This is a genomic window from Streptomyces muensis (genome assembly GCF_021474425.1).
Taxonomy (GTDB): domain Bacteria; phylum Actinomycetota; class Actinomycetes; order Streptomycetales; family Streptomycetaceae; genus Streptomyces; species Streptomyces muensis.
The window spans coordinates 1-13,110 of sequence record NZ_JAKEIP010000234.1 but is presented as its reverse complement, the minus strand read 5'-3'; the positions used below and the strand labels follow the sequence as shown (position 1 = coordinate 13,110).

General features: G+C 72.3%; 8 protein-coding genes. 4 read left to right on the top strand and 4 right to left on the bottom strand.

What is annotated here, in order from left to right:
* Together L0P92_RS34950 and L0P92_RS34945 are read right to left on the bottom strand one after the other, a co-directional pair.
* A partial coding sequence (locus L0P92_RS34950; protein ID WP_234767078.1) for an enoyl-CoA hydratase/isomerase family protein occupies positions 1-246 on the bottom strand: 246 nt, incomplete at its 3' end.
* 25 nt (positions 247-271) lie between these two features.
* Positions 272-2,497: an acetate--CoA ligase family protein gene (locus L0P92_RS34945; RefSeq protein WP_234767077.1), complete on the bottom strand. Its 2,226-nt coding sequence runs from the start codon at positions 2,495-2,497 to the stop codon at positions 272-274.
* Between the two features lie 244 nt (positions 2,498-2,741).
* Between L0P92_RS34945 and L0P92_RS34940 the strand changes: the two genes are divergently transcribed.
* The 4 genes from L0P92_RS34940 to L0P92_RS34925 are packed head-to-tail and all read left to right on the top strand — an operon-like array spanning position 2,742 to position 10,131.
* Positions 2,742-3,068, top strand: coding sequence for a CU044_2847 family protein (locus L0P92_RS34940; protein ID WP_234767076.1), 327 nt, complete (start codon positions 2,742-2,744; stop codon positions 3,066-3,068).
* 34 nt (positions 3,069-3,102) lie between these two features.
* On the top strand, positions 3,103-5,007 hold the full coding sequence (locus L0P92_RS34935) for a VMAP-C domain-containing protein (RefSeq protein ID WP_234767075.1): 1,905 nt from the start codon (positions 3,103-3,105) through the stop codon (positions 5,005-5,007).
* A 22-nt stretch (positions 5,008-5,029) separates the two neighbouring features.
* Positions 5,030-6,019, top strand: coding sequence for an AAA family ATPase (locus tag L0P92_RS34930; RefSeq protein ID WP_234767074.1), 990 nt, complete (start codon positions 5,030-5,032; stop codon positions 6,017-6,019).
* Positions 6,016-10,131: an SAV_2336 N-terminal domain-related protein gene (locus tag L0P92_RS34925; RefSeq protein ID WP_234767073.1), complete on the top strand. Its 4,116-nt coding sequence runs from the start codon at positions 6,016-6,018 to the stop codon at positions 10,129-10,131. The genes L0P92_RS34930 and L0P92_RS34925 overlap by 4 nt, the downstream gene beginning before the upstream one ends.
* 87 nt (positions 10,132-10,218) lie before the next feature.
* Here L0P92_RS34925 and L0P92_RS34920 read toward each other — a convergent pair whose 3' ends face one another.
* Entirely contained in the window at positions 10,219-11,727 is a 1,509-nt protein-coding gene (locus L0P92_RS34920) for a flavin monoamine oxidase family protein (RefSeq protein WP_234767072.1), read from the bottom strand.
* Between the two features lie 144 nt (positions 11,728-11,871).
* Positions 11,872-13,068 (bottom strand): flavin-containing monooxygenase, encoded by a 1,197-nt coding sequence (locus L0P92_RS34915; protein WP_234767071.1) that lies wholly within the window; start codon positions 13,066-13,068, stop codon positions 11,872-11,874.
* Positions 13,069-13,110: the final 42 nt, after the last annotated feature.

The window sequence follows — 13,110 nt, the reverse complement described above, 5'->3', positions numbered from 1 at the left end:
GCCCCGCAGATCCGCCCCCGCGCAGAATCCGCGGCCCGTGCCGGTCAGGACGACGGCGCGGACGGTCGGGTCGGCGGAGGCGTCGGTGAGGAGTTGGATGATGCGTTCGCGCTGGTCAGGGGTGATGGCGTTGAGGGCTTCGGGGCGGTTCAGGGTGATCCGGCAGACCTGATTGTCAGTGGCGTGCAGTACCACTGAATCCAAGGAATCGACGGAGCTTCCGGACCCACGGGGGGAACCAGGCATGTTCACTTCATCATCGGTACGCATCTCAGCGGCACACCACCAACGCGTCCAGCGCCACCGCGCCCTGCCCCCGCTCCAGCACCATCAGCGGATTGATGTCGAGCTCCGCGAGGTCGTCCCCCAGCTCCAGCACCATGCGCTGTACACGCAGGACGACTTCCACGAGCGCGTCCAGATCCGCGGGGGGCCGCCCCCTGACCCCGTCGAGCAGGGCCCGCCCGCGCAGCTCGGCGCACATGTCCCGGGCCTGCTCCTCACCGAAGGGCGGCACGCGCACGGCGGTGTCGTGCAGGACCTCCACGAGCACCCCGCCCAGTCCGACCGTCACGGTCGGGCCGAACAGGTCGTCGTGCGCGGCGCCCACGACCATCTCGACGCCCCGCTCGACCATCTGGCAGACCAGTACGCCGTCCAGGGAGACGTCCTCGTAGCGGGCGATGTCGGTCAGCTCGCGGTAGGCGTCGCGGACCTGGCTGGCGGACGTCAGCCCGATCTTGACCAGGCCGAGCTCGGTCTTGTGGGCGATCCGCGCGCCGGAGGCCTTCATCACCACGGGGTAGCCCACGAGTCCCGCCGCCCGCACGGCAGCCGCCGCGCTGGTCACCAACTGTTCGCGCGGTACGCGGATTCCGTACGCCCGCAGCAGCTGCTTCGCCGCGTGCTCGCTCAGCTGCTCGCCCGGGCGTATCAGTGCCTGCGCCTTGCGGAAGGACGGCGAAGGAGTGCGCGGGGCCTCGTCGAAGGGGGAGCGGTAGCCGGTGACGAAGCGGTGGTGGTCGAGGTAGGCGCGGACGGCGGTGATGCAGTTGGCCACCGTGCGGAAGGTGGCCACGCGCGAGGAGCCGAGCAGGACCTCGCGGTACGCCAGTTCGGTGCCGACGGGCGAGCCCCACACCACGCACACCAGCTTGTCCGTCCGCTCGGCGGCGTCCACGAGGTCCTGGACGAGCCGGTCGCTGAGCGGCGGGAAGGGGCCGGTGACCGGGCAGATCAGCACCCCGACCGCGGGGTCGTCGAGGATCGCGTCGATGATCTTCCGGCCTCGCCAGTCGCCCACGGGATGGCCGCCGTTGTCGACCGGGTTGGCCACGCTCAGGTACTCGGGTATCCACTGGTGCAGCTCGGCCTGCTTGGCCCGGGACAGCTCGGGCAGCGTGAGTCCCGCCTCCGTCGCCAGGTCGGCGAAGTGCGCGCCCGTGCCGCCCGAGATCGAATAGACGACGACACCGTCGGCGCGGGGCGGCCGCGACCGGGCCAACAGGGCTGAGGTGTCCTGGAGTTCGTCCAGGCCGTCGACCCGGATCACGCCGTACTGCCGCATCGCCGCGTCCACCACCGCGTCCGCGCCGGTCAGCTTGCCGGTGTGTGAGGCGGCCGTGCGGGCGCCGGTCTCGGTGCGGCCCACTTTGACGGCGACGACGGGCACCTTGCGCCGGGCGGCGCGGTCGGCGGCGAGCAGGAAGGACCGGCCGTCCTTGAGGCCCTCCACATAGCAGGCGATGGCACCCACCTCGGGCCGCTCGGCGAAGTAGGAGATGAAGTCGGCGGTCTCCAGGTCGGCCTCGTTGCCGGTCGGCGCCCAGTAGCTCAGGCGGATGCCGAGCTCCTGGAGGGCGAAGACGGGACGGCCCTGGTGGCCGGACTGGGTGATGAGCGCGATGGCGGGCCCGTCCAGGTCCTCCCGGAACCGCTCGAAGGCGTTGAGGTTGGTGTTCGGCCCCAGTAGCCGCATCCCGGACCGCTCGACCGCGGCGGTGAGCCGGTCCTGCGCGGCGGCGCCCTCCTCCCCGGTCTCCGCGAACCCGGAGGCGAAGACGACCGCGAACTTCACCTTGGCCTCGGCCAGTTCCTCGACCACCGGAAGGGGGTCGGCGACCAGCAGCACGGCGAGATCGACCTGCTCGGGCAGATCGGCGACGGAAGGGCGGCAAGGGATGCCGAAGACGGACGGCCGGCTCGGATGCACCGGGTGGAGCCGGGCACCGACCCGCTCCGACCAGGCGATCAGCTGGCGGGTGACACCGGTGTTCGGCCGCCCCTCGGCGTCGGAGGCGCCGATCACGGCGACCGACTCCGGCCGGAAGAAGCGGTCCAGATCGGGCACGTCGCAGTACAGCGGACGGCCGCTGACATCGAGATCGTCGACATCGGCCGGCCGGCCGTGGACGGCGGGCCCGGGCTGTTCGCCACAGGCGATGACCCGGGCCCGGCGGGAGTCGGTGGTGAGGGTGCCGTGGGTTGATCCAAGCATCGGTCCGCCCGCTCCTGTGTGACAGCGATTAACTGACGCACTGTCAGATTACAGAACTGATGCAGCGTCAGGAACTGCTGCGACCTGGATTTGACCGGCCGACCGTGCGCAAGGAAGGGGTCAGGGGTCACCGCTCGGTGCCGATGGCGATGCCTGCTGATTGCCCTGCGGGGCGGCGAGCGACACCTTTATCGTGGAGGCCGGTGACGCCGGTGCGAGGCTGGACGGGGATATGCGGCGATTAGTGGAAGTGCAGCTTCCGGACGGGCAGGCGATCTGGGCGCAGATCGAATCCCCCGGGGGACCGCAGGACTCAGGCCTCTTCGACGGCGGCGCCCGGGCGCTGCGCGGGTTCGACACGACCTTGCGGTCGGTGGCCGCCAATGTGCGCGACGCCGTGGCGCAGGCGGCGCCCGGCGAGGTGAGTGTGGAGTTCGGTCTCGAACTGGCCCTGGGGAAAGAGGGCTTGGTCGCCGCGCTGGCCGGGGTAAGTGGCACCGCGGCCGTCAAGGTGACCCTCTCGTGGACCAACGAGTCCAACGAGTCCACCGCGCCCGGGGCTGGGGAGTGACGATGCGCGGTCGGCCCGAACCGGGGATCGGTCCATGCCGTCGGCACAGCTGATCAGATCCGCACAGGACTGCCTCGTCCAGGTCCGGGGCAGGACGGCGGGGAGCGGGTTCCTGGCCGCGCCCGGGTACGTCGTCACCTGCGCCCATGTCGCGGGAGTCACGGGGAGTGCCGTCGAGCTGACCTGGCAGGGCAAGCAGCTCCGGGGCACGGTCCTGGCCGCTTCGCCCGCCCCTGCCGGTGAGGGCCTGTGGCCGTATCCCGATCTCGCCATCGTGGCACTCCAGGACGCGCCCGAGGACCATCCGTGCGTCTGGTGGCACGACCAGATCCCCATGGGCGGCCAGAAGCTGACGGCCGCGGGGCACTCCGACAAGTACCGCTACCAGCCGGAAGCCCTCACCTCCACCTTCACCTGCCAGGGCGACCAGTTCTTCGACGGCGGACTGATGCTGCGGCTGAAGCAGGACGAGGTCACCCCGGGCATGTCGGGCGGTCCGGTGCTCGATCTGAGCGTCGGCGGAGTCTGCGCCGTGGTGAAGGCCACGCGGATGGACAGTACGGACATGGGCGGTCTGGCCACGCCCATCGGGGCGTTGCGCTGTCTCGACCCGACCGCCTACCGGGCGCTGGTGCGGGCCCATGACGGCTTTCACGCGGAGGACGAGCGGTGGCCCTGCCTCCCCGCCGGCCACGACGCGCCCCGGGCGCGTGCGATCCTGCCACCGCGAACGCAGCGCACCCTGTTCGGGCTGCTGGCCGCCGCCCCCACGCCCACGCCGGAGGACCTGGTGCCGGCCTTCCTCCGGGCCGCAGGTCGCTACGCCACCCCTCCGCAACTGCCGCTGCACGAACACCGGGACGTCATCAGCGAGTTACAGGCATTCGTGGTGGCGGAGCGCGCGGTGCCCACCACCCTCCTGTACGTCGACGCCGTCGCCCGCGAACTGCCCGGCCCGCTGGGCGACAAGCTCCGCTTCCTGATCGTGATGCGGGCCGAGTCGCTGGGGCTGGACGGCCACGACCTGGCCCGGCACGGGAAAGCTCCGCACGCCCGGTCCACCGGCCCGCGATCAGTGATGATCCGTCTCAAGCCGTCGGCGGTGGATCCGAGTCGCTACCACGTGGCGATGTGGCGCTACGAAGGCCCGCACGCCATCTCGCCGGCGGCCGCCGAGTCGGACGCGCTGCCCCTCCAGGAGGCGCTGACACGGGCACGGAGCCTGCTGCCGGAGCAACTGGCCATCCTGGGCCGCTCCGGCGACGGCCCGGCGATGGTGGAACTGATCGTCCCGCAGGACCTCATGGAGCAGGAGTTCGACGAGTGGAAGCCCTGGGCCCGCAAGGCCTGGTCCAGCCTGGGGCGCAGACATCCGGTGGTGCTGCGTGACCTGGAGCGGTTCGACGACGACGAGTTCCACCAGTACTGGCGGAACCGTTGGACACGGTTCATGGCCGGGGGCACCTCGGGCGGCCGGACGATGGCGCTCGCCTGCAACGACGAGACGGACCAGGAGATGCTCGAAGGCTGGATCGAGTCCGAACCGTCCCTGGCCGCCCTGGTGCTCGCCGGCACCCTCCGGGACTCCTCGTCCGGGGCAGTGCTGGAGGTCGCGCTGGCATCGGGGGTCCCGGTGATCCTGTGGCGTCGGTCCGATCCGCGCCGCTGCCCGGCGTCCACCCGTTCCGGATGCCCGCACAGGATCCCGCGCGGCTGCCCCGACGGCGAGGACGCCGGCCCCTGCCCCGCCGAGGTGTTCTTCACCGACCTGCGCACCGACGTGACGGTCGCCGCTCCCGCCCAGTGGCCGGAGCGGGTGCGGCAGCTGCGCGGAATGGCCGCGACCGCGCCCGTGGGCGGACACCACGCCAAGGATCTCGTGCTCCTGTGGGACGACCCCGACCGGCGTCTCCCGGACGCCCCACTGCGCTACGCGTAGGAACGAGGAAGAGGAAAGCCCCATGAGTGACTGGCTGATCTACCGTGGCACCGGCGAACCGCACGACGGCATCGCGGATCTGCCCGAGCCGCCGCCGTGGCGCGTCTTCTACGGGGACGAGCCGACCCCTTTCGACCGGGACCACGACTACGGCCTCTCCGCCCGCTGGCCGCTGCGCGCCGCCGCCTACCAGGCAGACCGGCACGCCGTGGAAATGGTCAACACCGCCCTGTATCTGCGGCGCCCCCTGCTCGTCACCGGCGACCCCGGAGTGGGGAAGTCCAGCCTGGCCTACGCCGTGGCCCACGAACTGCGGCTCGGCTCGGTCCTGCGGTGGCCGATCACCAGCCGCAGCACCCTCAAGGACGGCCTCTACCGGTACGACGCCATCGGCCGCCTGGAGGAGGTCGACAACGTGTCGCCGGCCACCCCCGTCGACGTCGGGCGGTACGTCAGGCTGGGCCCGCTCGGCACCGCCATGGCACCCCACGCCCTGCCCCGGGTGCTGCTCGTGGACGAGATCGACAAGAGCGACATCGACCTGCCCAACGACCTCCTCGACGTCTTCGAGGAGGGCATCTTCGAGATCCCCGAGCTGTCGCGGGTGGCGGACACCTTCGCCGACGCGGAAGTGCGGCCCGCCGACGACGGCGCACGGGTGGCGGTCACCGCCGGACGGGTACGCTGCCGGGCCTTCCCGTTCGTGGTCCTCACCAGCAACGGCGAGCGTGACTTCCCGCCCGCCTTCCTGCGCCGCTGTGTGCGCCTGCACCTGCCCGCGCCCAGCCCCGACCGGCTGCGTGCCATCGTCCACGCCCACCTGGGCGAGAGCGCGCCGCACGCGGAGAAGCTCATCTCACTCTTCCTCGAACGGCGCAGCCAGGGGGAACTGGCCACCGACCAGCTCCTCCAGGCCGTCTACCTGGCTCGGCACGCGGCGGGCGAGGAGGCCGCCGACCGTGGCCACATCGCCGAACTCGTCCTGCAGTACCTCAACCAGGACCGCCGATGAGCGTGGAGCCGCTGCGGTCCCTCCTCACCGGTCTCGGGCTCGACCCCACGCCCAGGGAGATCGCCGAGATCCTCTGGCTCGCGACCAGGCTGCCCGCCGCGCCCACTCCCGCCGACGCGGACGTACCGGAAGCCGACCCCTCGCGGAACCCGGCCGAGAAGACGGACGACACCGCCCCGTCGCTCCCGGACGAGGAGACGGCGCCGAAGCCCACGCCGACGGTCCCCGTCTACGCCCCGACGGCGGCCCACCACTCGGCCGACGCCGCCCGGCCGGCCGCCCGACCGGTGCGGCTGGCCGCCGATCCGCTCCTGCCCCGCCAACTGGACGTGCTGCGCGCCCTTCGGCCGCTCAAGCGCCGGGTCCCTTCGCGGCGCGACACCGAGTTCGACGAGGAAGCCACCCTCGAATCCATGGCCCGGCGGTCCCTTCCCCATCGCAAGGGCACCCTGCTGCCCGTCCTGCGGCCCGCCGCCGAACGCTGGCTCGACGCCGTCCTCGTGGTGGACGGCCACCCCACCGGACTGCTGCTGTGGACGCCGTTGGTGCGCGAGGTGCACCGACTGCTCGTCAGGCTGGGCGCCTTCCGTGACGTACGGCTGCGCTATCTGCACAGCCGGCCGGACGGCACACCGGGGTTGAGCGCGCACCCCGCCCCGAGCCCGGACCGGATACGGGGCGTGTCCGAGATCCATGACCCGGCAGGGCGCCGACTGGTGCTCGTGCTCACCGACGGTGTGGCTCCCGGCTGGCAGAGTCCCGCCGTCCGGGAGGCGATGCGGCAGTGGGCGGCGGCCGGCCCTCTCGTCGTCCTCCAGGCGCTGCCCGAACGTCTCTGGCGCCGTACCGCCCTTCCGACGGTTCCCGCCCGGCTGCGTCGCGCCCCGCTCTCGGCGGCCAACACGGACCTGGAGTACAGCGGACGCCGGCGCGGCACACGCGAGCTGCCCGCGGGCAGCGTCCCCGTCCCCGTGGTGGAGCTCGACCCGGACTGGCTCAGGCCCTGGGCCGAGTTGGTGGCCGGGGTCGGACCGCCGGTCACCGACGGCGCGGTCACGCTCCTCGCCGCCCGGCACCGGCCGCCCCCGCCCGTCGCCGACGACAGGTCGCCGACCCGGCGCCTTGAGGACTTCCACGCCACCGCCACGCCGGAGGCGTTCAGGCTGCTGGCCTGTCTGTCGGCCGTGCCGCTGACGGTCGCCATCATGCGGGTCGTACAGGCCGCCATGCTGCCGGGAACACCGCCCACCGTCCTGGCCGAGGCCCTGTTCAGCGGCCTCATCACCCCGGTGCCCACGGACGGCTCCCCGGCACCGACGGACGTACCGCACGACTTCCTGCCCGGCGTGCGGGCGATGCTCCTGGAGTCGCTGCGTGCGCACGAGGTGGACCGGATCCTGCGCGAGGTGTCCCGCTTCATCGAACGCGGCGACACCACGCCCGGCCGGATCTCGGCGCTCCTGCCCGACCCCACCAGCGGCGCCGACCTGTCCGCCGACGCGGTTCCCTGGGCGCTGCTGCGGGAGGAGGCCCTCGTCCGGGCGGGACTGACGACGCCCGCCGAACGGATCCCGTCACCGTCCGACGACCCGGACAGCGTCGCTCAAGGCACGCCCCATCCCTACCGGTTGAGCGGGCTCATCACCGTCGCGGACTTCTCCGACGTGTACCTCGGGGTCGGCGCGGACGGCAACCGGGCCGTGGTGAAGAGACAGCCGAGCGACGCGTACCTGGAACCCGACCTGTTCTCGGAACTCGCGCGCGTGGAGGCGGAGGCACTGCGCCGGATGGGCGGCCGGTACGCGCCGCCGTTGCTCGGCATCGACCGGGAGGTCCCGCCCACCTGGCTGGCGATGGGCTACGTCACCTCGGTCACGGGCGACGCGGCCGCCAACCTGATCCACGGCCCCTGGTCGAGCAACGGCCCCTCGGACGACTTCCACGCCCTGTCCCAGCTGGCCCGCGTGCTCGCCGAAGCCCTGGACCGGGCTCATACGGCGGGCATCGTGCACGGCAACCTCTCGCCGCACGCCGTGCTCGTGGTCCCCGACACGGTGGTGCTCATCAGCTGGGTCTACGCGCAGTTCGACGGGCGCGCGCATGCATACCCGCAGTACCGCCAGCACGCCACCGGCTACCTGCCGCCCGAGGGATACCCGCAGGACGCGCCGCTGGACCCCTCCTTCGACATGTACGGGCTGGGCGCGATCCTCCTGCGCGAGGCCACCCGCGGCAACTCCCTCTCGCACCATCCCCAGGCCCTGGCACGGCTGCCGGCCCACTTGGGCGGCCTGCGGAACCTGATCACCCGGTGCCTCGACCCGGACCCGCAACGCCGCCCCTCCGCCCGCCAACTCCTCGCCGAACTCGGGGATCTGGCCGCGCCCCGCGCGGTGTACAGGGCGGACGGCACCGCGGCGGGCGACCGGCGCGGCCCCTGGGAGCGACTGGATGCCACGCCGGGGTTCGAAGGAGTCAAGCGGTTCCTGTGGGGTCTGCGGGCCGAGACCGAGGCGGCCCGGGATCGGGAGGTCAGCGGTCCGGGCCGGCCGGCCGCCACGGACCGGCCCCTCCGTCATCTGGTGTTCAGCGGCAACCCCGGCACCGGAATGACCACCGCGGCACGGCTTGTCGGCGAAATCTTCCACAACCTGGGACTCCTCGACCGCGGACACGTCGTCGAGGTGCGGATGACGGACCTGGTGGCCGGATACGTCGGACAGAGCGTCGGCTTGACCAGCAGCGCTGTCGAACGCGCCCTGGACGGCGTCCTGTTCATCGACGAGGCGTACGAACTCCACTCCTCGTACGGCGGCTTCGCCGATGAAACGCTGAGCACTCTCCTCACGCGTATGGAGCAGGACCGCGACCGGCTGGTCGTGATCTTCGCCGGGCTGCCGGACAGGATGCGGGATTTCCTCGCCGCCGAGCCGGGACTCGCCAGGCGCGTTCCGGCGGAGAACGTCATCGAGTTCCCCGAGCTCGACCCGCAGGCTCTGATGACGCTCCTGGAAGGACGCCTGGAGGAGCACGGGGTCAGCCTCGCGGCGGATGCCGCCGAGGGGCTGCGGCGGATCGTCTCCGAGATGCATGTCAGGAGGAACGAGGGCTTCCCCAGCGCCCGTGAAATGCGCATCCTCGCCGACGCCGTCGTCGGCCGGTGGGCCGACCGCGTGGGACGTGACGTGAGCGAGCCGGTCACCGACGCCGACATCCCCGAGCCCTACCGCGCCTATCTGCGCGTTCCCGCGCCCGACCCGTCCGCGTTGCTCGCCGGGTTCGACGACCTGGTCGGGCTGGAAACCGTCCGGGAGACCCTGGCGGACCTCGCCGGACACCTGCGTGACGGACAGGACCTGAACGAGCGTGTCCTGCCGCACCTGCTGTTCACGGGGCCGCCCGGAACGGGCAAGACCACGGTGGCGCGGATCGTCGGGAGGCTGCTGCACGGTCTCGGCCTGCTGCGCAGCGGGCACTGTGTGGAGGTCACCCGTGCCGACCTGGTGGCCGAGTACGTGGGCCAGACCGCACCGCGGGTGCGGGACGCCGTGCATGCCGCTCTCGACGGCGTGCTGTTCATCGACGAGGCCTACAGCCTGGGCCAGGACACACACGCTGCCTACGACTTCGGGGCCGAGGCGATCGACGTCCTGATCGGCGAGATGGAGCGGTGGCGGAGCCGCCTGTGCGTGATCGCCGCGGGACATCCGCGGGAGATGCGGGCCTTCATGGCCGCCAACCCCGGGCTGGCCTCCCGCTTCCGCACCCGAGTCCACTTCCCCGACTACGACTCCGCGGACCTGGTGGAGATCCTGGGGCGGATGGCCGCCGCGGAGAACTACGTCCTCGGTCCCGGTGTCCCGGCGCGCGCCGCCGCCTGGCTGGACGGCGCCCGCCTCTCCGACCCGCCCGCCTTCGACAACGCCCGTTCCGGCCGCCGTCTCCTCAACCTGATGGAGGCGCGCATGGCCGCCCGCTACCACCGCGACAGCAACCTGACCGACAGCGACCTGCCCGTCGCGTCCCTCCCGCTCGAATTCCTTCCCGAGGACGTTCCGGAGCCCCCTCGCTCCGGCCGGCCCCCGGATGCCACGGGCCGTGGCAACCCGTAATCCCGCGCGGGAACCCAGCAGGCCCGGGTTCGCCGCGAAGGACCGAAGAAGGCCCGGGTACCGCCGCGCCCCGGGCCTTCCACCGCGTCACAGCGCCGCCAGCACCTCCTTGGCCACCCGCTCGCCCGACCGGACCGCCCCGTCCATGAAGCCCATCCAGTACGTGGAGGTCTCCGTCCCGGCCCAGTGGATGCCGCCGACCGGGGTGCGCAGGGCGGGGCCGTACTGGGTCAGGACGCCGGGGGCGGCGATGGAGACGGGGCCGCCGCGGGTGTAGGTCTCGTTGTTCCAGCGCTGCAGGACGAAGGAGGTGGGGGAGGCCGCCTTCGCGCCGAAGTAGGTCGCGTAGTCCTTCAGTACGGCCGCCCGGACCTCCGCCTCGCTCGCCGCGTCCAGCTTCCGGGCCTCGTCGGCCTCGATGAAGCCCATCAGGGCGCCGTAGGAGGCGTCGGGCGGGGAGTTGTCGAAGGTGGAGCTGATCACGCCGGTGTCGCTGACGACCTGGCCGTTGAGTCCGTCGGCACGCCAGAAGGGGGTGTCGTAGATGGCGATGGCCTTGCCGACCGAGGCCATCGGCAGCCGCTGGGTGAGCTGGTCGCGGGAGGCGGGCAGCACGGGGTCGTAGGTGATGCGGGCGGCGATCGGCGGGGGTACGGCGACGACGACCTTCTTGGCGGTGACGGTGACACCGTCGGCCGTGACGACGTAGCCGCCGCCGGACCGGGCGATGGTGCGCACCGGCGCGTTGAGGACCACCCGGTCGCCGAGGGTGGCGGCGAGCTTGACCGGCACCAGCTGGGAGCCGCCGACGAAGCGCAGTTCCTGGGCGCCGCCCGCGGTCTCGGTGAGGCGTTCCAGGGTGCCGGGGTTGGCGGAGTCGCCGGCGGCGGCGATGTAGAAGAGGACGAACAGGAAGGAGAGTTCACGGGGTTCGGCCGAGAAGATCGACGTACAGGCCACGTCGAAGAGGAACTTGGCCGAGGGGATGACGGCGTTGGCGCGCAGCCAGGTCTCGAAGGTCTGCCGGTCCCATTCGTCGGCCTTCGCGGCGGTCCAGGGCGCGTCGACCGGGATCTGCTTGGCCAGGTCGTCGAGGGTGGCCTGGACGATCGCGGCGTTGGCGAGTCCGGCCGCGTCGATGGGCGGGACCGCGCCGAGGACGCCGTCGGTGGCGTACGGGGTCTTCTTGCCGTCCTTGTAGAGGAGGTTGTCGCCGGTGTTGTAGGTGGCGAAGGTCTGTACGCCGAGTGAGTCGGCGAGGGCCTTGATGCGGTTCTGGGTGGGGCCGATGAACTCGCCGCCGCCTTCGGTGACACCGCCGCCCGCCAGGTCCAGTCCGACGACCCGGCCGCCCACGCGGTCGCGGGCCTCCAGGACGACGACGGACTTGCCCGCGGCGACCAGATCGCGGGCCGCGGTGAGACCGGCCAGGCCGGCGCCGACGATGGCGACGTCGACCATGGGGAGGGTGGCCGCGGAGGCGGTACCGGAACCGGTCGCGGTGAGGGTGGCGGCACCGGCCGCGGCGGCTGCGCCGCCGAGGAGCGAGCGCCGGGAGAGCCTGGGGGGTCGGGGGAACTGTCGTTCGCTTGCCACGTGCGTCCTCCGTCGGGGCGAGAGGGTGGAGCAGAAAAGTTGAACAGTGCTCACATTCTGACCCCGTGCGGCGGCGCGGTACAGCTCTCCCGTCACAACTGACCCGTGAGTAACAGGAGATCTACGTAAGAGAGTTGAGGGTGTCTACGTCACCGGCAGCCGGGAGACCCGTCGGCTGCCGTCGCGGGCGATGGCCTTCGCGATCTTCTGGGCGTCGATCGCCATTTCGCGGAGATTGCCGCTGATGGGGTTGGTGTAGCCGGTGAAGTAGAGGCCGGGGGCGTCGGCGGGGGTGCGGGCGCCCTGGACGGCCGGCCTGCCGCGGGTGTCGAGCACGCCGAGGTGGCCGATGAGGTCTTCGAGCCCGCGGACGTATCCGGTCGCCGCGATGACGGTGTCCGGGGAGACGCGGCTGCCGTCGGCGAGGATCACCTTGTCGTCCTCGAAGCCGTCGACGGCGGCCACGATCTCGACGCGGCCCTTGCGCACGGCGTCGACCAGGCCGACGTCGAGGACCGGGATCGCGCCTTCCTTGACCCGGCTGTACAGGCCGGTGTCGGGGCGCGGCAGCCCGTGGGCCGACAGATCCGGCACGCTGAGCCTGGCCACGGGCCTGGCGAGCCGGTCGACGAGGCCGACCGGCAGTCGCCGTACGAGGATGCTGGTGCGCTGGGCGGGCCAGCCTGCGGTGGAGCGGCGGACGATGTGCGGGGTGGTGCGGACCGCCAGCCGTACCCGCGAGGCGCCGCCCTCCACCAGGTCCACGGCGATCTCGGCACCGGTGTTGCCGGCGCCGACGACCAGGACGTCGCGGCCGGCGTAGGGCGCCGGGCCGCGGTACTCGCCCGCGTGCAGGAGTTCGCCGGTGTAGCCGGCGCGGCCGGGCCAGTCCGGGAGGCGCGGGGTGTGGTTGTGGCCGGTGGCCACGACGACCGCGGCGCCGGTCAGTTCACGGCCGCCGGTCGCGCGCAGCAGCCAGCCGGAGCCGTCCGGTGCGGGCTCGACACGGGAGACCTCGACGCCGGTGACGATCTCCAGGTCGTGGTACTCGGCGTACTTCTCCAGATAGCGCACGACGTCGTCCCGCGACACCCAGCGCCCGAAGCGGCGCGGCATCGGCAGCCCGGGCAGCCCCGACAGCCGTCGGGTGGTGTGCAGATGGAGCCGGTCGTAGTGGCGCCGCCAGGAGGCGCCGACCGCGTCCGACCTCTCCAGCACGACAGCCCGCAGCCCCCGGGCCCGCAGCGCGTGCGCGACGGAGAGCCCGCCCGGGCCACCGCCGATGACGTACACGGGGCGGTCCGTGGGGGTGGGGGTCGGGGACGCTGTGGAGTCGGCCATGGTCGGGAGCGTAATCACGCAGCCGGTTGATGGGTCTCGGTC